The sequence below is a fragment of the Melghirimyces profundicolus genome (assembly GCF_003054245.1).
Lineage (GTDB): Bacteria > Bacillota > Bacilli > Thermoactinomycetales > DSM-45169 > Melghirimyces > Melghirimyces profundicolus.
On the sequence record NZ_QBKR01000003.1, the window covers coordinates 140,560 to 159,032 of the forward strand.

The window sequence follows — 18,473 nt, forward strand, 5'->3', positions numbered from 1 at the left end:
AATAGCGCATGCGGAAGCCTGTGAGAAAGCCCTTCATCCTGTTGCTTGTGGTCGTTCTCGTGATGAGCCTCCGTCCTTCGGTGGGTTCGGCGGACGGAAATCGCGGGGGACTGCCGTTGGGTCCCCCGGACCTGCGGGAGAAGAGGGAAACCCAACCCCTGGCACCGGGGGTGACTTATACCCGGATCGTCCGTGGACAGCCCTCGGAAAAGGATCTTTTCACCGTGGATGTGGCGTTTCATGCCACCCGGGAGGAGGCGGAGCGGGAAGCCGCCCGGCTGCGGTCTGACGGGCACCGACCCCGGGTGAAACCGATCCGTGAACGGGCTCCCGACGATCCCCGGGAGGGGCCCTTGGGTTATCTGGTACGGGTGGGGGCGTTTTCCGATGAAAGCGAAGCGGAGGAACTGAAACAGGAGTTGACGGCCCAGGGATACTCCGGGCTCCGGGTCGTTTATACCGGAGAGGACGGCGGTCCCACTACAGGCCCCTGGGTGGTTCACGTTCTTGAAATCGACCCCCGATCCTTCAAGGGAAACCTTGTTCCCCAACTGGGCAAGGACCGGATCCAGGGCAGGGAAACCCTGTCGTCCATGGTCGGCCGGACCGGAGCCCTCGCGGGGGTGAATGGCGGTTATTTCGTGGTGGGGGAAACGGACGGAACCCCGGGGGATCTGGCGGGTACCTCCGTCATCAACGGGCGCGTGTTGAGCGAAGCGGTCCGGGGACGAACCTCCCTGGTCCTGCCCTCTGATTCCGGTCAGGGGGCCCGGGTGGCCCCGGTTTCCACAGAGCTGGAGGTTCTCGCCGCCAACGGTGTTCGAAGGGAACTGGACGGGCTCAACCGCCGCCCCGGACTCATCCGGGGATGCGGCGGATCCGGCGGGGACCGGCCGACAGAGGAGCCCAAGCATGACTACACCTGCACCGATGACAGCGAACTGATCCGGTTTACTTCCGCCTTCGGTGACCAAACACCCGGAGGTGAGGGGACGGAGGCGGTGTTGGACGCCTCGGGACGGGTTCTTGAGATCCGGACGGACCGGGGCGGACCGATTCCGGAAAAGGGATCGGTCCTGGCCGCCACCGGGGAGGCGCGGGGCTGGCTGCAACAATACGCCCGTCCCGGGACCCGGTTGACCTTTGAAACCCGGGTCCAAGCGGGAAGGCATCGTCTGCCTCTCTCCCCCCGTATGCATATTCTCAACGGCGGACCGCGGTTGCTCAAAGACGGGGAGCCGGCGATCACGGCCGTCAGGGAAGGATTTCATTGGAAAGAGAACCCCGAATTTTACTACCGCTTCGGAGCTCGGCGCAATCCGCGCACCCTCGCCGGGATTACGGAACAGGGCCGTCTTCTGCTGGTGACGGTGGACGGCCGCAACCCGGGTACCAGCATCGGGGCCAGTTTCAAGGAAAGTGCCCGGATTTTAAAGGCGTTGGGTGCACGGGAAGGGTTGAACCTGGATGGAGGGGGATCCACCACCATGACGGTCGAAGACCGGGTGGTCAACCACCCTTCCGACCCGACCGGAGAACGTCCCATCGCGGATGCACTGTTGATCAGGGAGTGAGATGAATAGAATGAACAACCCCCGGTTTTCCTTGGAAAGCCGGGGTTAAATGGTTCACATCAAACCACCCCGCTGACCGGGGTGGTTTTCATTATGAATCCAGCGATCGGGCGGCTGCCGTTACCAAAGCGATTGTCTGATGGACGGAGGTTCTTCGTTCCCCGCGGAACTTTGTGTCGATATAAACGCTCTTGTCCTCGGGATCATTGTCCAGGGCGGCGTTATGGAGGTGGCCACCGGGGATGTCGGTCTGCTCCGAGCGCGATCCGGAGCCGGTTGGAGCGATAGTGACTTTCGTTCGAGAGATAGCTTCTCCCGCCACCGGAGCGGGCTCTCGAATTGGGTGTCGGTCCGCCGGCATGGGATACATAAGGGCCGGAGTATTCCGGCGGCAGCCACTCGGACTGATTTGCAGTTTTGAATGGAGCATCAGCCCCTCGCTCATACTAAATGTCGGGTGAACTGAAGTCTAAGAGCCTGTACACGGCTCGACAAGGAGGGGCAACGCTTGGCTGAAAAGGGAGATAACAAAAAACAGCGATTTTCGATCAAAATAAAGTCAAAACAAAGATTGGAGCAAGAGGATGTTACCGTTGTAGATATGGAAGTCGCAAAAAAGGCGGTTGCGGCTACAGGGCTTGGTAATGCCATGGAATGGTTTGACTTTGGCATTTATTCTTATTTGGCTGTGACGATCGGCAAAGTCTTTTTTCCTGAAATGACCGGGGGTGTGCAATTGATTTATACCTTTGCCACCTTTGCCGTCGCCTTTCTTGTCCGTCCGTTGGGTGGTTTGTTTTTCGGGATGTTGGGCGATCGATTGGGACGCAAAAAAGTGTTGGCGATGACGTTGATAGTGATGGCGATCTCTACCTTAAGTATCGGCTTGATTCCAAGTTATACAACGATTGGCTCGACGGCAACCATATTATTGTTAATCGCCAGATTGGTCCAGGGATTCTCGACCGGCGGGGAGTATGCAGGTGCCATGACTTTTATCGCCGAATCGACGCCGGACAAGAAGCGAGGGGTTATGGCAAGCGGATTAGAAGTGGGCACCTTAATTGGATATATTGCCGGGGCCGGTCTCGTCACTTTGCTTACTTTTATTTTAGGATCGGAAACTATGGTGAATTGGGGGTGGCGAATTCCATTTTTGATCGCTGGACCTATTGGTTTCATCGGCTTCTACTTGCGTAATCGTTTAGAGGAAACCCCCGCATTTGAAGCTATGGAAGAAGCAAGGAATGATCGTCAACATCTGTCTATGAAGGACATATTCATTTCTCATTGGAGGACTTTGCTGATTGGCATGATCGTGGTATTCTTTTATAACGTTGTGAACTACATGGTTTTGTCCTATATGCCTTCGCATTTATCCGCCGTGCTTGGTTATGGGGAAACGAAAGGGCTCTTGTTAGTTGTAATCATCATGTTGATTATGGTGCCAATTGTAATTATGATGGGTTATTTTGGTGACCGCATTGGCGCGAAGCGAATTGTTCAGGGCGGATTGATCGGATTGATATTCTTATCAATTCCATCGTTTTTGTTAATCGCAAGCGGCAATATTTGGATGGTTTTTTTAGGGTTGATGATGTTGGCCGTCTTTTCGTCTTCCTTCCAAGGAACGATGCCGTCGCTGTTGCCTTCGTTATTCTTTACGGAAGTAAGATACGGGGCGCTGGCTATTACGTATAATATATCGGCTTCATTATTTGGCGGTACGACACCCTTAGTTGTGTCCTGGTTGATTAATTTAACGGCAGACCGGCTGGTACCGGCATATTATCTTGTTTTCGCTTCCCTTATCGGCATTTTTGTAGTGACGTATTTTGTTAAAGATACCACAGGCAAATCGCTTCGTGGGTCGCCGCCGGCGGTGGAAGAGAAACAGGAAATAAGGGATGTTCTAGAAAAGCCTGAAGAAGCCTTATGGTGGAAAGAAGAAAAAAACAAAATCGATGAGCCATAATGAAGTTCTGGAATCGAATTCTTCCATCGGTGCCATAGGGTGAAATAGAACTGGTGGTCCTGTTGTTATAACCACCGAAATTTTAACCTTCCGAATCCAACATAATTTATACCCCAAAAAAGGTGCATGATGAAACCGAAGAAATCCATCAGCCTTTCCTTGAAAAACGGGGCTTGATCCAGGGTCGCATGCACTGCCCCCGACTCCTCCGTGTAGGAAAAGGAGATTGGAACGGTTTTAAGCAAGGAGTGAAGATGAAAGAGATGACTCGCCAGCTTTAGAAGCGGTGTGAAAAAGTGAGCGGCAGCATTTACCCAAAGCCGCTCCGGCTGCACTCACCGAGCACAAGTCTCGCCTGGGTCGCTTCTCTCCCCGGTCTCGCTATGCTGTCCTGCAGCGATGCAGGCACTGTCCGCTCCGAATCATCCTGCTGCGGGCAGGGGCAAACACCTTCGGATGCAACACAGAGAAGCTATTGCCCCTGAACGCCCTTGCAGGCTGATTCTCCGCTGGGCAGGACAGCAAAGTCGCTATTTTGGGAAAACGCTTCCCCTTTTCTCGAATCGAACATGTAATCACAACGCTTTTAGAGTCATTTCGTTGTGAAATATGGATCTGTCATAAGGCTTGATCTTCCCAGTGACCGATTTCTTATGGGCACTGGGATTTTGTTTTGTCATCACCTTCGGATTCGGGGACCGGTTCTTCGAGGGACGTATGGGTGCCAACTGCTTGATTTCGGAACTCAAAAGAGCACGTATATCTATACCTTTTCTTTGTCAATTTTCAATAAAGTGCTTAACAACTGCTAATGGGTCTTCAACAGAGATCGTTTACGATGATCAATCGGAAGATACAATCCATCACCCATGAGAGGAACGATTTGCATGACAATGACGGAGAACGCCCGGCTGACCGTCAAATTGGCCCGCAGTGAAGAGGAGTTGGAGCGCGTTTTTCGCCTTCGGTATGAGGTCTTTGTTGAGGAAGGCAACGCCACGGGTCTGTCGCGATCTTCCCGGATGGAACAGGATCGGTTTGACCCGGTCTGCGACCATCTGATGGTACGGAAGGAGCCCGAAGGGGAGGTGGTGGGCACGTATCGCCTGTTGCCGGGCGATCGCGCGATGCAACACGGGGGTTTTTACTCCGAGACGGAATTCGACCTCGGTGCGTTCAGAACAAAGATGCCGGAGACCCTGGAACTGGGACGGAGTTGTGTGGCCGAAGGGTATCGGGATGGGCGGGTGATCCGGATGTTGTGGTCCGGTATCGCGGATTATCTGCGGATGAACGGTTACCGATATCTCATCGGCTGCGCCAACCTGTATCCGGATGGGATGGAATCATTGAACCGTCTGTATACCCATCTGTGCCAAACCGGAGTTTTGACGCAGGAGTACGGAATTCATCCCCATTCGGATCACCGGATCCCCCGGCTTTCCCTCTTGAGTGAGTTGCCGGATGAAAAGGAGATTATGCGGATCCTTCCTCCCTTGATGAAAGGGTACCGCTGGTTGGGAGCAAAAATCGGGGGAGATCCCGCCTACGACCCCAACTTTGGTTCCTATGATTTTTTTGTGATTCTTCACAATGCAAATGTGATGAAAAAATATCGCAGTCGGTTTCTGAACCGGTGACGGGGGAGGGGAGAGAGGGTGTACGACTGGCTCGCTCGGGTCACGGCCGGGGAGGGGAGCCTGGGGAAGTGGTCCCGCCGGCTGGAGACCATTCCCGAAAGCATGGCTCTCCCGTTGTTTCAATCGGCGGGATGGGTGCTGTATGGGTATGATCGGGATCTTCGGGAGAGGGTTCGGAAAAACCTGGGGGAATGGGGCCCCTCCCGGCGGTTTGCCAAACAAATCTCCCGCCGTTACTTCACCCATCTGGCGGTTTTGCTGTACGAGCTCCTTTGCGCCGACAAATTCCTGAACCGTACGGGGGATGAGCGGATCGCGATTTCGGGGGAACATCACTTGAAGGAAACTTTGCAGAGGGGAAAGGGCGCCATTCTGTTTGCACCCCACACCGGGAATTTTTTCTACTGTTACTGGTATTTATCCCGTCTGTATCCCTGCCTGACGGTGGCCACCGCCGGCAGCGCGGAGCTTCGCCCGCTTTACCTTCGATTCCGGAATATGGGCTGTGAAGGCTTGGATTATGACCAAACCCCTCCGATCACCTTAATGAAAAGGCTGCGAAATCATCTGAAACAAAACGGAGTGGTGTTTCTCCTGGGCGATTTCTGGAGGCCGACTTTCCAACCCTCCCGGCTGTTCGGAAAACCCACCCGAAGCCCGTCGGGTACCGCCGTCCTGTCGATCGAAGGGGAAATCCCGGTGATTCCCTGCCTGGGTACGCGCACCCGTGATTACCGTCATCAGTTAACCCTGTATCCACCTCTTCACCTGTATCGTCGATACGACCGGACCCGCATTCGCGAAGCCGTTAACCACCTCAATATCCAATTGGAGCAGATGATCCGGGAACAGCCGGAGCAGTGGCTGTATTGGTTTGATGTTCATCATCGCTGGGAAGATTCCGCGGATAACAACGGAACGGGCAGGGAGAGCCGTTAAGATGGAAGAGGCGGCTTACATGCTGATCCGGGAGTATGGGTATCCATTGTTGTTCATGGTGATTCTGGCGGGGATCATCGGTTTTCCCCTCCCCGACGAGGGGTTGCTGATTTATGCCGGTGTCCTGGCCGCCAAAGGTTGGTTGGACCCTCTGTCTTCCTTCGGATGTGGTGTATTCGCCGTTCTCCTCGGTTCCTTGATCAATTACAGGGTGGCTTCCCTTCCCCGTCGGCGGTGGCTGATCCGGTGGGGAAGAAAATGGGGGTTGTCAAAGAAGCGGATTCGGACTTCCCTTAAGCTGATAAACCGATACGGTGGTTGGGCGGTGGCTGTTTCCTATTTTGTTCCCGGAGTCCGCATGGGAACAGCTTACACGGCCGGTCTGGTTCGCCTGCGTCTTCAGACCTTCGCCGTCGGATCCTTCGCGGGAGCTCTGGTCTGGGTCGGTTTTTATCTTTGGATCGGTTGGATGCTGGTCTGAATAAGGGGGAGATACCATGGATACTGCCAGTCACGTGTTGATGGGAGTGACTTTGGCCGGCCTCGCCCATACGGACCCGGCGGTGGCCGGGGATCCTGCCCTGTCCAAGGCCGTCATTGCGGGATGTGTTTTCGGTTCCAATGCCCCGGATTTGGACGGAATGACCCGCTTCAAGGGATATGCTTCTTATCTCCGTCACCACCGGGGAGTCACCCATTCCGTGTTCGCCTGGCTTCTGTGGCCCGTGTTGATCGGTTCGTTATTGATTCCTCTGTTCCAAGTGGATGAACACGTGTTCTTCCTTTGGATATGGATCCTGGTCGGTGTGTTGTTCCATGTCTTTCTCGATGTATTGAACACCTACGGAACGCAATGGGCCTGGCCCTTCTCGAAGAAATGGTTTCACCTGGATATTTTATCGATTTTTGAACCGTTTCTCTTTTTTCTTCATTTCGCCGGGCTGCTCCTCTGGTGGAGCGGCATCAGCGCAGCGTCGGTTTTTCCCGGGGTCTATGCCGCCACCTTTGTGTACATCGCGGTTCGGGCCCTTCAGCACCGACACTTGGTCCGAAGAGTGAGAGAGTATTTTGGGGAGCGGGGCAGCTGCCAGGTCACCCCGACCCTGCACTGGTTTCATTGGGTTTTCGTAATGGAAACGTCAAAGTGTTTCCATACGGGAAAAGTGGTTTACGGAAACATCATTCTCCAAGATACGTACCCCAAGGCGTCGGATTCCCCCATCATCCGGGCATCCATGGAAACCGACGGAGTTCGGGCGTTCCTTTCATTTGCCCAGCGAATCCATGTTTCCTGGAAAGAGAAGAAGGACGGCTATCTGGTCAGTTGGAGCGACGTCCGCTTCTGGTATGACCGGAAGCTGAGCTTCGGTGTCGACATCCAGCTCGATCGCAACCTGAGCGTCCGGGAGCAGAAACTGGGTTGGCGAAAAAAAGCGTGGGATCCACCGTATGTGTAACCGTTCACCCCGGGAAGGGACCGGTCACCCCGGCAAGGGTGTAAGGAACCACAGTAACCCAGGTTTATACGAGGGCAAAGAAGATCTCTGTCACCTCAATGGAGGGCCGGAAATTATTAAAGCATATTTTATATTTTTTTAATAAAATATCGATTCCTGTTTTCTATACTCAATCCGGAGGATTCTCCAAATAAAGCAACCACGATTGGAAAAGGAGTTGCGGGAAATGGGTAACGACAAAATGGATCGACGAACCTTTCTTGGAATGACCGGAAAAACAGCGGTTCTGACGGCTTTGGGGCTGACATTCCCATTTTCGGCGACACAACCTCAAGCAGAGGCCGCCATGAAGTTCTCGAAATATCCCTTCACCCTTGGTGTAGCGTCCGGTGATCCGCTTCCGGACGGGGTCGTGTTATGGACCCGGCTGGCTCCCGAACCTCTCGCGGCAGATGGAAGGGGCGGGATGCCGAACACCAATATTCCCGTTCAATGGGAAGTGGCGGAGGATGAGCAGTTTCATCGGATTGTCCGTGCCGGTTCAGAAATTGCCACACCGGAGCTTGGACATTCCGTTCATGCAGAGGTACATGGCTTGAAGCCTGGACGTGAGTACTATTATAGATTCAGAGCCGGGAAAGAGATCAGTCCGACCGGAAGGACAAAAACAGCTCCGGCTGTCGCCAGTCATGTGGACCATCTTTCGTTTGCTTTTGCCTCCTGTCAGGCGTGGGTGGGTGGACGTTATGCCGCCTATCGGAATATGGCGGAGGAGGATCTCGATTTTGTCATCCACCTTGGCGATTACATATATGAAAAGAGGGATACGGAAACCCTCGCCGATTTCCGTCTTCTCCACGCTCTTTACAAAACTTCTCCCGATTTGCAGGCTGCCCATGCAAAGTTTCCGTTCATTGTTACATTTGATGACCATGAAATTGAAAACAACTGGGCGAATGATGTATCCCAGCCGGACGGGGAGGAGTCGAATGAACGCGAGCGTTTCCTTGCTTTGCGTGCCGCGGCCTTTCAAGCCTATTACGAGCACTTGCCACTCCGGGCCCGATCGAAACCGAATGGCCATGATATTCAGCTGTACCGAAAATTCACCTTTGGTGATCTGGCTGAGTTCAGCGTATTGGACACCCGTCAGTACCGCGATGATCAATTGCATGAGGGATTCCCGGGCGGCCCGCTTCAACCGGAAGCCTCGGATCCGTCCAAGACAATGACAGGAGCGGAGCAGGAGCAATGGCTGTTTCAAAATCTTGACCGTTCCCAGGCACGCTGGAATGTTCTTGCCCAGCAGACGATTATGGCGCAATTTGATTATGATCCGGGAGAAGGAATCAGCGTCAACCACGATCAGTGGGATGGGTACGCCGGTCAACGGAAACGCATCTTCGATTTCATTCAACAGCGCCAGCCTTCCAATCCGGTTGTCATCACTGGGGATTGGCACTCAAGCTGGGTCAATGATCTGAAAGCCGACTTCCATAACCCCGAATCCGAGACGATCGCGACTGAATTTGTTGGGACATCGATCAGTTCCGGATGCGGGTGGGCCGGTGCAGTGGAAGCAGCCCTCCCGGTGAATCCACATGTAAAGTTCTTTAACGGGGACCTGCGGGGTTACGTCCGATGCGATGTGACACACCAGGCATGGAAAAGCGATTACAGGGTGGTATCTTCCCCCAACGATCCTCATGCAGAGGCTTATACGTTGACGTCTTGGGAAGTCAGAAACGGACAGCCGGGTGCAAAGGAGCTTTTCTCTCAAGAGAATAAAGTGAAAACAGCAGCAGGGAAAGAGTAAATGAAAATGTCTTCCTGTCACCCATATTACAAAACGCCCTGATGGAGGGCGTTTTTTTTGTTTGTTGGGATGTTGTCGGCAGGCTCTCGGCTCGCCGCCGATCTGCCCAGGATACTGCTGATGGTAAAGCAGGCTTCATCGCCATGTGAAGCAAACGACTTTCACGTCACACAATACCAGCGAAAGTTCCATAAACGTCCCCTTTTTTTGTTAAAATGCATAGTCTGGATAAAGATGAATGAAAATTTTCGGGGAGTGGAGCATCATGAAAAAACAATACATTCCCGATCTTACTTACAATTAAGCGGTTATTGGAGAAGATTGTATCCTTCACCTGGTGTAAGGAGATCCTCAGGGAGGATAGAGTTTACTTTTTCACCTGATGCTAATACATTTGAAGGCGTATGGAGTTATGAAGTGGAATATCCCGCTACCGTACCTGCATGGATGGGCAGATGGACAGGTAGGCGAAGGAGATAGACAAAAGCTTCAGGAGTTTTTTTGACCGCTGGGGACAACAAAAACATGATGCTTTTCGTGTTGGAACGACGGGAGTCACTCTGAAATGAGTGGCTTTTTTCATGTGTCTGGAATCCGCCGACCGGCAGGTTTGGGTTGTCCGGTTGGCACTTGTATCAGGTACGGCAACTACCACGCCGTCTCCTTTGTTTCCTGTTTTATCCCAAAATTGAGGTCCATGTACCATTTGTACACCTTCGGGTATTTCGTCCGCTGAAGGTCGTACTTCTTCAATTTCATAAGGGATTAAATGTACTTTATACAAATGTTGAGCCTCCTTTCTTTTAATAGAATCCCAAAAAGAGGTCATTTTATTGGTGGAAATAAAATCCATAACGAGTTTTTTACTGCTAAGCCAAGGCATTCATCATGCAGCATCTTATCCACTCATCCCCTAACGAAAGGATTTATCAGGGGTAAAGGAAAAGCCATAAAAATAAGGGCCTCAAGACGGTCGAACGGGGCCTGAACGGCATCCTGAAGGCCGTCGTCACCGGTGAGGTATACGACATCGATCCCGAAGAATACGACCGGATCCCCCCAACCGGGCTGATAACCCAAAAATGTCGTACTTCCACCATGGAAGTACGACGTTTTTGGTAATTGGCAAACTTACAGATGATATATTCACGGGAGATCCGGCCGTTCATTATTCTCCTTCGTAATCATCGTAATTACTTTCGGGCAGAGTGTCCCAGAATGAAGTGTCGGCCTGTTGAATGGATCCATCGGCCAAGGATTGCGTGGTGGCTAGCATCGCCGTAAATGCCTGGCGGATCAGATATCCGTTGCTTTTCTGTCCCAGGATATACGGTTCGTAGTAATGATCGGCCATTCCGCGCATTTCCATGAGCAGGGTGGCGCTCCCGTAATCCAAGGCGAAGTTGTTTCGGGCAATGGCGGGGTTGTCGCTGCCGGGGTATTTGGAGATTTTGGCGTATCCTTTTTGCTCCAGTGCATGATAGACAACCGAACCGAGTTGTTTCGATCGTTGCAACACGTCAGGATCGACATTTTCGTGGGTGGGATGAAGGATGGAACCGGACACCAGCTCGTCGGTATCCCCATATCGCTCCCGCGTCCCCTGGTGATGGAAGTCGATCAGATAATCAGGACGGTACTTCTTCAACAAATTGTGCAGCGCCCGGGTTTCCGGTTCGTTCAGATCCTGGTGGTCCCTGTTTAAATCCACACCATTGGCATTATAACGGGTATGGGTCCCGGCAACGTAATCATCCATCGAAAAGTTGACGTCTCCCTCAGCCCCATCCACGTTCAGACGCGGAACCACCAGCACATTGACCCGGTCGAGGAGGTTTTTCACTTCCCGGCTGTTACTGGTAAGATACTGAATGAACTTGAGGGCACCTTCGGTGGTCAACGTTTCATTACCGTGTTGCTGTGTTAAAAACAAGATCGTCGGATTTCCTTCCTTCACCCCGAAATTGGCCAGATACAAATCCCTGCCCTTGACGGACTGTCCGTAGATTTCCAATGACAATGCGTCGGATTTCCGATCCTCTTTTTTCAGAAAGTCGACCATCTCTTCGTAGTTATGGAGACGTTCGTTTCGCACTGTTTCATTCCCGTTGTAATTTGGCCCATTGCCCGTTGCGTCGGCGGGATTGGCGGGAAGGAGCCAGGCGATGGCCGTCAAAAAGGCGACAAGAAAAGCAAATGCACGAAAAGATTTTTTCATACTGTCCCTCCTTCTGTATTTAACTTCACTGTTTTCAGCGGAAAACCCTGCTTGCTTTCTTATATAAAGAAGCTTGCAGAAAAAAACGGGGTTTCTCTACAAGCTGAAAGTGGAATGATATCTATCCTTTTCATGACGTATTTTCTATGTTTATCTTAGATTATCTGATGACTCCTGTTTCAGCGATTCGCTCACTTTACTTCCCGGAACTGAATGGGTCAGGAATATGTGGGCGATCGACACTTGGGGATCCCTTCTCTGACTTTGGGCCAAGGCGGCAAGGGAGGAGGGGCCCACTCCCTGAATGAATGGTTTGACCCCACGGATGCGTATCTTGAATCTCAACGGACATACCTGACTATTCTGGCTCTGGTCGGTGTGAAGGACGTCTCCTCACCGTTACTTGAGGAGCGGTAATACGATGCAAGGGAGGGCGTAAGCCCTCCTTATCGAAACTGAAACTTTAATAAACTATATCGTTTTTAAACCCTTCCCTATCTTCAGCAGGGAAGGGAGAGAGAGACGGGAAGTGTCAAAAACCCCGTGATCAAAGGGGATAAGACTGTTTTGCTTATATTGGAAATGGATCGGAAAGGTAAAAAAGAGAACCGTATGTGGAAACCACCTTCAACCCTTATAGGGGAGAAGGCGGTTTTTCAATGTCTGAAATGGAAGGTCAGAGTTTCGTGATCTCAGTTTCCTTGCCTATAAGGGTACGGAACCACAAGCCTCCGGGGAGCTCCGTTTTCCACCACGCGATTAGATTCCTTTCACTTTTTGTAAAAAAATTGTAAATAGGGAGGAAATACAATATGCACGTCTAAATTCTGTAATAACAGTTTTGCTGTCTAAAATTTAAGGGTTTAAAAATTAAGGGAGGGTAGTGAAGCGATGCATGTCAGGAAAGCTGTTATGGGATTTCTGGCAGCTGGATTGGTGGCGACAACGGGTTTCTCGACCCATGCTTCGTTCGTACAAGCAAAGGTTGAAACGGACTCCTTAAAAGGGTTCAGCATGGAGAGAAGCCAATGGCAAAGGAAATTTGAAAAAAAGTTTTCCGAAGCGGTAAGTAAGAATACCATTGGAGAATATTCCCGCACCATGAGCAAACGCCCCTCATTGGTCGGATCCAAGGGGAATATAGCGTCTCTGATGTATGCGGTCAAGGAACTGAAGAAGGCTGGATTAAACCCCCAGATTCGTTCGTATGACGTATATCTCTCCACCCCGAAGAATATCTCAGTGACGCAAACTGCCCCGGAAAAGCGGGAACTGAACGTGATGGAGGATCTTCCGGAGGATGCGCCCTTTAAAAATGAGATCGTTCCTGGATATAATGCGTACTCTCCTTCTGGCACTGTAGAGGGGGAACTGGTATATGCGAATTACGGCCGGCCGGAGGACTTTGAAGAGTTGGAGAGGCAAGGGGTTTCCGTCGAAGGAAAAATTGTGATCGCCCGATACGGAGCTAACTTCCGTGGAGTGAAGCCAGACCTGGCTGCCCAACGCGGTGCTGCGGGGATGCTCATTTACTCTGATCCGGAGGATGACGGTTATAAGAAGGGCGAGGTCTATCCCAACGGCCCTTGGCGTCCAAGTGACTCCATTCAGAGGGGAAGTATCCTTCCGATCTACCGTTATCCTGGCGACCCGCTAACACCGGGAGCACCTTCTCTCCCAGGTCAAAAGAGGTTGGATCCGAAAGATACCGAAAACCTGCCGACCATCCCGACCACCCCGATTTCCTACGGAGAGGCCCAGTATTTGCTAAAGAGCATGAAAGGACCATTGGCGCCGAAAGATTGGCAAGGAGGGCTTCCCTTTGATTATCACCTTGGGCCGGGGCCTGCCAAAACGAAGCTCGACCTCGACATCGAGTACGATCAGCAACCTGTAAACGATGTTATCGTCAAAATACCTGGCACCAAGTATCCGGAACAATCCATTGTGATTGGGGCACACCGGGATACTTGGACCTATGGCGCTCGCGACAATACTTCCGGATGGTCGTCGGCTATGGAAATAGCCCGGGTAATGGGAAAGATGTATAAGGAAGGTTGGCGGCCAGATCGTACCATCATTATCGCGGGTTGGGACGGAGAAGAGTATGGGCTCCTTGGATCCACGGAATGGGCGGAAGAAAAACGCGCAAAACTCAAACAACATGCTGTGGCGTATCTTAACATGGACGGCCCCGGTGGGAAATTCTTCAGTGTACAAGCCGTTCCCTCCATGAGAGATGTCATTTATTCTGTGACGAAAGAAGTGACGGAGCCCCGGAACGGAAAGAGCATCTATGAGGACTGGGTGGATCGCTCTGATGAGGAAGAACCCACAATCGGGAAACTGGGGAGCGGCTCGGATTACACGGCATTTCTCCAACATAACGGAGTCCCTTCCATCAACATCAGGTTCACCACTCCCAACGGTTTTTATCACAGCGCCTACGACAACACCGATTCAGTGGAGCGTTTTATTGACCCCAACTATGAACACCATGCCGCTGGAGCTCGATTGAACGGCATCCTGGCCTTGCGCCTGGCCAATGCTGATGTGTTGCCGATCCAGTATTCCGCCTATGCGGAGAACGTGGAAAAGCTTCTTTTGGATATGGTGGAAAAAGGAGCCCCTAAAGAGGTACTGAAGGGTTCCATCGAAGCGTCGAAAGAATGGCAGGAAGCGGCGCGTGATCTGGAGGAAAAAGCGGCATCGCTTATCCAGGATGGGGTCACACCTGCAGAAAAGAAACAGCTGGAATGGATCAACAAAGCCTTATTGAAGCAGGAACGCGATCTGATTCAAGAAGAGGGGATCCCGTCCCGCCCCTGGTACAAACATCAGATTTGGGCACCGGGCCTGACCACTGGGTATGCGGCTCAACCGCTCCCGGCATTAGGGGAAGCGTTGGAATCGGGAGACGAAAAATCCTTAGAGCAAGCAACGGATTGGCTGGAGGCGTCGTTAAAACACGCAACCGAAACCGCTGAGTCGGTAACCAGATAAGAGTACCCTATTCCCTGCCTCAGAACGGATGGGGCAAATTACTACGCAAATGCTGTGTTAAATGTTGGTTTTTGTATTTCGGCACCCTGGACGTTGTGATCAAATCCGATTATTGGTAAGTAAAACGGCCCCAGAATTTTGCCTTCTGAGGCCGTTTTTTTTCACTCCCTTGACGGCAGCAACACCCAACGATTCCCAGATCCATCGACCGGTTGTTTTGCTACGCTGGAATTAGGTGAATGAAATGTATACTCCTCCCATATTGGCTCAGAAGATTGATTATCCCTTTGATGATGAACGATATATCGCCGAACCCAAGATGGACGGATTTCGGCTGCTTTTTTCCACGATGGATAGTGCCAAGGCGTACATGAAGTGACCCATCGTTTTCCGGAACTTCAGGACTCCTCCATTCCGAAAGGTCTCGTGTTGGATGGGGAGCTGATCGTGACCGATGATCGAGGACGGCCGGATTTCGAGGCTGTCATCAAGCGGTTACAAACCCGGGATCCGGTGAATGTGAAGCGACTGGACTCTTCTCTTCCAGTCCATTACGTGGTGTTTGATCTCCTCTACCACCGTGGATCCACCTTCCCTTGATGGAACGCAAAGCCTTATTGGAAGAGGTATTGGAGGAGAACTCGGTGTTTTCCCGGATCCGGTACGTCGAGGGAAAACGGGACCGGGCTTTTTCGGATCACCGGCGAAGCAGAGTTAGAAGGAATCGTGATGAAACGGAAAGACTCCCTGTATCACCTGGGGAAACGCTCATGGGCGTGGCAAAAGGTGAACCATTGGCAAGAGGCGGAAGTCGTGATTACCGGATACCGAAAAGAGGAACCCGGTTGGTTGATCGCTGTCGAGGAGAACGGTCGGCTCCGCCCGGGAGGAGTGATGGAACTCGGAATCGGTCCAAGGGAACGGAAAGCCTTCTATCAGGTGGCGCAGCGGATCAAGACGTATGAGAATCGGCAATATGTTCATGTGGAGCCGAAAATCCATTGCAAAGTCAAATATAAAAACCAGCTAATATCTGTCAAGTCATAGGATGAAAAAGAAGGATCCATCGTGTTAAAATGAAAAAAGACATACTAAAAAACCTTCCGATTGGAAGGTTTTTCTTCTGAACCCACGCCGGATATCTGCGTGAGCTCGTTTTTCAAGGGTTTTGTTTGGGTTATTAAAATAACTGGTGTTCACCTACGTCATTGCTGCCATCGATGTTTGATTGATGGCACGGGATTGCCCCGGCCGAATAAATGCTTGACCATCATATTCAACTGTATATTTTCTATATTCCAGGAGAAACGAGGTACCATCTCCCTTCTTCCCTTGATAACTTGTTCATAGCTTATCAGGAAGGGGGAGGTAGTATGGCAATCAGTCCCCTGTGTCGAGAATTTGCTCGTATTTTTGGCGGTCAGGCACAAGTGATTAACGGAGTGTGTACAGCTACCAAAGTTCGAAATCACATTGGAGTAAGAATATGGGGCGGAGATCGAGATCCTTCTTAACCATTCCAGCCGCTATTTCTTTTGAAAGCCGGGGTCGGGATGGTCGGGCTTTGTGCTTGGGGGAAACCGTCATTCTGACCCGAGAGATCAACCCGTTTATCAGCCGACTCCGAAGCGCAGGGATTCAGGTAACAGCTCTGCACAACCACTGGCTCTTTACCAATCCCCGAATTTGGTATATTCATTTTCAGTCCATTCAACGTCCCTTGGTCTTTGCAAGGAATGTACGGAAGGCCTCCCGGGTATTAACCAATCGGCCCGTCGGTCCGGCAGGATAATGGATAAACCCCGTCTCAAAGGAAGCGGTGACTTTCACTCCTATCTTGAAGAAGCCTGCAAAAAACCGCCCGGAACCCTGAGGCGGTTTTTGCATGGGCCCAGAACCAGCAATGCTGCGGTGAGATCCAAAGCGTTTCACATGGCAGGAATACCCTATAAACGGTTAAAGTTCCGTTTCCAAATTCTCGGCACACCTTCAGATGCTACGAATACCGCATAGCGGGAGGTACAGCAGCAGATTAGGATTGCCGAGCTTGTCGCTGAGCTTGCTGCTGAGCTTGCTGGGCTTGTTGTAGAGCTTGCTGGGCTTGCTGCTGAACTTGCTGGGCTTGTTGCTGAGCTTGTTGGGCTTGCTGCTGAGCTTGCTGGAGTTGTTGCTGCAGTTGCTGGGCTTGTTGCTGAGCTTGCTGAGGTTGTTGCTGAGCTAGTTGGGCCGAAACTTCTTGCGATATTTCTTCTTTCATTTTTTTCATTTCCTGCTTATTCAAGATCTGATCCCTCCAATGTTTATTGGTTTGGTTCTAATGATGCTTCTTCACGCGAAAAGAACCCTGAAAAAAATCATGGAAAACCCCGCTTTGACCTTGGTGACAGCTTCATTGGCATTACCCCTTTTTAGGGGGTGAGAAATCCAAAGACCTGGTTACATTACGGGTGCAGTTGCTGCCGGATTCTGTTCGGGGACTTCCTGGTAGATGCCGCCGATGGTGTTCTGTGAGGTCTGGGATGCAGGTTCCAGCGGGTAATATCCTTGTTGGACCATCCATTGCCAAACATCATAAGCGTGGTGAGAGCTCATTCGGAACCCGTCTTCCAGGAATGCCCTCAGGTCCGGATGAGACATCTCCATAGCCGCCCAGGCGTATTCCCTTCCGGCGCGTTTCAGTGTCAGGAGGTAAGCAGTGGCGATTTCCTGGTCATTGAATGTTTGGGTGTTCGTTCGGGGAGTGACGGTTTGACCTGTCACCGGGGACTGGGTGAAGGATTGGAGTACCGGGTTCAGATCGGGGATAGGAAGTTGCTTTGTGGGACCCTGTGCGTTTTTCAGGTATTCCACCTTCATGTTGTAATCCCGCACATGAAAGGGAAAATGACGTTCAATCATGGATTTCAGTTCAGGATCCTGGGCATGAATCATGAAATTCCCCATGTTTGTAATGGAGTTAACGCAACTTAGGGTCAGTTCGTGAAGGTCATAAAGCTCATGACCGGCCAGTTGCATGGGAGGTTCCCTCCTTTGGTTTTTGATCACGGATAGCTTAACAACCATCCCTGATGTCTATGTAAGGGTTTGTATGTAAAAAAAGGAAAAGGTCATTTCATAAAGTAAAGAGCCCCCAAAAACGTTGGGGCTCTGGAATGTCACCTGAAGCGGCCAGGAAAGCTCAACCGGCTTCAGCTGTGAACTGGCTCTTGATGCTTCACTTGCATCAGGGGGACCCCCCTTTTTCCTCCTAACGGTTGTTATCATCTTTGCGACGGCGGCCCAACAGACCCAACAGGCCCAGTAAACCGATCCATCCCCAATCCGTGTCGTTGTCATCCACAGCTGTGCGTTGGTAGTTGTTGGGGGTCATGTCCAGCATCCTCTGGTCATTGTTGTCCTGATTATCATTCACTTCAGCGGTTAGCGTGACCGGTTGTGCCCAGACATGAGTACCTTGAACCGCGAAAATGGACAACATGACCATGGCAAGCCATCCCATAAAAGTCTTCAATAAAATACCTCCTTTTGAGTTTGGTCATCCTTAAAATCCCTCGAAATCGGCAATACATACAAAAAACTCCACTAATCGTGGAGGCCGTTATGACGCACAAGCCCTGTACATTGTACAAACCGGCGCCTTTCAAGAGAAATCCAATGCAGAGCAACGAGAAAAAGAAGCTCGAAGCTGCCGGGTTTGACTCTTTTATTGATGAGGATTGCGATTAATATTGTTCAATAGGGTTTATTTCCTCGGGAAAAATGGACTGAAAAAAGGAGGGTCGGCTCGAATAATCCTCTATAGCCAACCTCTCTTTATTCCATATTGGGATCCCCCTTGTTGAGGGGGCTTT

General features: G+C 51.4%; 16 protein-coding genes. 12 read left to right on the plus strand and 4 right to left on the minus strand.

Annotated features, from left to right (window positions below; translation table 11 throughout):
• The first annotated feature begins 8 nt into the window (after positions 1-8).
• From C8P63_RS03380 to C8P63_RS03420, 7 genes are all read left to right on the plus strand, one after another.
• A complete protein-coding gene (locus C8P63_RS03380) occupies positions 9-1,574 on the plus strand; it encodes a phosphodiester glycosidase family protein (RefSeq protein ID WP_108021925.1) in 1,566 nt (521 codons plus the stop codon).
• 601 nt (positions 1,575-2,175) lie between these two features.
• Positions 2,176-3,549, plus strand: coding sequence for an MFS transporter (locus C8P63_RS03390; protein ID WP_108022005.1), 1,374 nt, complete (start codon positions 2,176-2,178; stop codon positions 3,547-3,549).
• Between the two features lie 887 nt (positions 3,550-4,436).
• On the plus strand, positions 4,437-5,189 hold the full coding sequence (locus C8P63_RS03400; protein WP_245920651.1) for a GNAT family N-acetyltransferase: 753 nt from the start codon (positions 4,437-4,439) through the stop codon (positions 5,187-5,189).
• A gap of 18 nt (positions 5,190-5,207) precedes the next feature.
• Positions 5,208-6,128, plus strand: coding sequence for a lysophospholipid acyltransferase family protein (locus C8P63_RS03405; RefSeq protein WP_108021928.1), 921 nt, complete (start codon positions 5,208-5,210; stop codon positions 6,126-6,128).
• Position 6,129: 1 nt separating this feature from the next.
• Positions 6,130-6,609, plus strand: a complete 480-nt coding sequence (locus tag C8P63_RS03410; RefSeq protein WP_170109474.1) for a DedA family protein — start codon at positions 6,130-6,132, stop codon at positions 6,607-6,609.
• A 16-nt stretch (positions 6,610-6,625) separates the two neighbouring features.
• Positions 6,626-7,585: a metal-dependent hydrolase gene (locus tag C8P63_RS03415; protein WP_108021930.1), complete on the plus strand. Its 960-nt coding sequence runs from the start codon at positions 6,626-6,628 to the stop codon at positions 7,583-7,585.
• A 226-nt stretch (positions 7,586-7,811) separates the two neighbouring features.
• Entirely contained in the window at positions 7,812-9,401 is a 1,590-nt protein-coding gene (locus C8P63_RS03420) for an alkaline phosphatase D family protein (RefSeq protein WP_211308236.1), read from the plus strand.
• A 1,168-nt stretch (positions 9,402-10,569) separates the two neighbouring features.
• Here the strand turns inward: C8P63_RS03420 and C8P63_RS03425 are convergent.
• Positions 10,570-11,619 carry a M14 family zinc carboxypeptidase gene (locus C8P63_RS03425; RefSeq protein WP_108021931.1) on the minus strand — a complete coding sequence of 350 codons (1,050 nt, stop codon included), beginning with the start codon at positions 11,617-11,619 and terminating at the stop codon, positions 10,570-10,572.
• A gap of 228 nt (positions 11,620-11,847) precedes the next feature.
• Here C8P63_RS03425 and C8P63_RS18720 point away from each other — a divergent pair, with 228 nt between their 5' ends.
• The 5 genes from C8P63_RS18720 to C8P63_RS03445 all read left to right on the plus strand — a co-directional run bounded on the left by C8P63_RS18720 (position 11,848) and on the right by C8P63_RS03445 (position 16,414).
• Entirely contained in the window at positions 11,848-12,036 is a 189-nt protein-coding gene (locus C8P63_RS18720) for a hypothetical protein (protein WP_146172101.1), read from the plus strand.
• Between the two features lie 474 nt (positions 12,037-12,510).
• Positions 12,511-14,622 carry a M28 family peptidase gene (locus C8P63_RS03430; RefSeq protein WP_108021932.1) on the plus strand — a complete coding sequence of 704 codons (2,112 nt, stop codon included), beginning with the start codon at positions 12,511-12,513 and terminating at the stop codon, positions 14,620-14,622.
• Positions 14,623-14,997: 375 nt separating this feature from the next.
• Positions 14,998-15,222, plus strand: coding sequence for an ATP-dependent DNA ligase (locus C8P63_RS03435; protein ID WP_108021933.1), 225 nt, complete (start codon positions 14,998-15,000; stop codon positions 15,220-15,222).
• 129 nt (positions 15,223-15,351) lie between these two features.
• Positions 15,352-15,669 carry a hypothetical protein gene (locus tag C8P63_RS03440; protein ID WP_108021934.1) on the plus strand — a complete coding sequence of 106 codons (318 nt, stop codon included), beginning with the start codon at positions 15,352-15,354 and terminating at the stop codon, positions 15,667-15,669.
• 439 nt (positions 15,670-16,108) lie between these two features.
• Positions 16,109-16,414, plus strand: coding sequence for a DUF1259 domain-containing protein (locus C8P63_RS03445; protein WP_245920652.1), 306 nt, complete (start codon positions 16,109-16,111; stop codon positions 16,412-16,414).
• Positions 16,415-16,654: 240 nt separating this feature from the next.
• Here the strand turns inward: C8P63_RS03445 and C8P63_RS03450 are convergent, their stop codons facing one another.
• The 3 genes from C8P63_RS03450 to C8P63_RS18945 all read right to left on the minus strand — a co-directional run bounded on the left by C8P63_RS03450 (position 16,655) and on the right by C8P63_RS18945 (position 18,133).
• Positions 16,655-16,903 carry a hypothetical protein gene (locus C8P63_RS03450; protein WP_108021935.1) on the minus strand — a complete coding sequence of 83 codons (249 nt, stop codon included), beginning with the start codon at positions 16,901-16,903 and terminating at the stop codon, positions 16,655-16,657.
• Between the two features lie 155 nt (positions 16,904-17,058).
• Positions 17,059-17,637 (minus strand): spore coat protein, encoded by a 579-nt coding sequence (locus C8P63_RS03455; protein ID WP_108021936.1) that lies wholly within the window; start codon positions 17,635-17,637, stop codon positions 17,059-17,061.
• Positions 17,638-17,869: 232 nt separating this feature from the next.
• Positions 17,870-18,133 carry a WGxxGxxG family protein gene (locus tag C8P63_RS18945; RefSeq protein ID WP_108021937.1) on the minus strand — a complete coding sequence of 88 codons (264 nt, stop codon included), beginning with the start codon at positions 18,131-18,133 and terminating at the stop codon, positions 17,870-17,872.
• Positions 18,134-18,473: the final 340 nt, after the last annotated feature.

Excerpts from the sequence above, each read along its gene's own strand:
- C8P63_RS03380 (WP_108021925.1), top strand. The coding sequence starts at position 9 with ATGCGGAAGCCTGTGAGAAAGCCCTTCATCCTGTTGCTTGTGGTCGTT.
- C8P63_RS03390 (WP_108022005.1), top strand. The coding sequence starts at position 2,176 with ATGGAAGTCGCAAAAAAGGCGGTTGCGGCTACAGGGCTTGGTAATGCC.
- C8P63_RS03400 (WP_245920651.1), top strand. The coding sequence starts at position 4,437 with ATGACAATGACGGAGAACGCCCGGCTGACCGTCAAATTGGCCCGCAGT.
- C8P63_RS03410 (WP_170109474.1), top strand. The coding sequence starts at position 6,130 with ATGGAAGAGGCGGCTTACATGCTGATCCGGGAGTATGGGTATCCATTG.
- C8P63_RS03415 (WP_108021930.1), top strand. The coding sequence starts at position 6,626 with ATGGATACTGCCAGTCACGTGTTGATGGGAGTGACTTTGGCCGGCCTC.
- C8P63_RS03420 (WP_211308236.1), top strand. The coding sequence starts at position 7,812 with ATGGGTAACGACAAAATGGATCGACGAACCTTTCTTGGAATGACCGGA.
- C8P63_RS03425 (WP_108021931.1), bottom strand. The coding sequence starts at position 11,619 with ATGAAAAAATCTTTTCGTGCATTTGCTTTTCTTGTCGCCTTTTTGACG.
- C8P63_RS03430 (WP_108021932.1), top strand. The coding sequence starts at position 12,511 with ATGCATGTCAGGAAAGCTGTTATGGGATTTCTGGCAGCTGGATTGGTG.
- C8P63_RS03440 (WP_108021934.1), top strand. The coding sequence starts at position 15,352 with ATGAAACGGAAAGACTCCCTGTATCACCTGGGGAAACGCTCATGGGCG.
- C8P63_RS03445 (WP_245920652.1), top strand. The coding sequence starts at position 16,109 with ATGGGGCGGAGATCGAGATCCTTCTTAACCATTCCAGCCGCTATTTCT.
- C8P63_RS03455 (WP_108021936.1), bottom strand. The coding sequence starts at position 17,637 with ATGCAACTGGCCGGTCATGAGCTTTATGACCTTCACGAACTGACCCTA.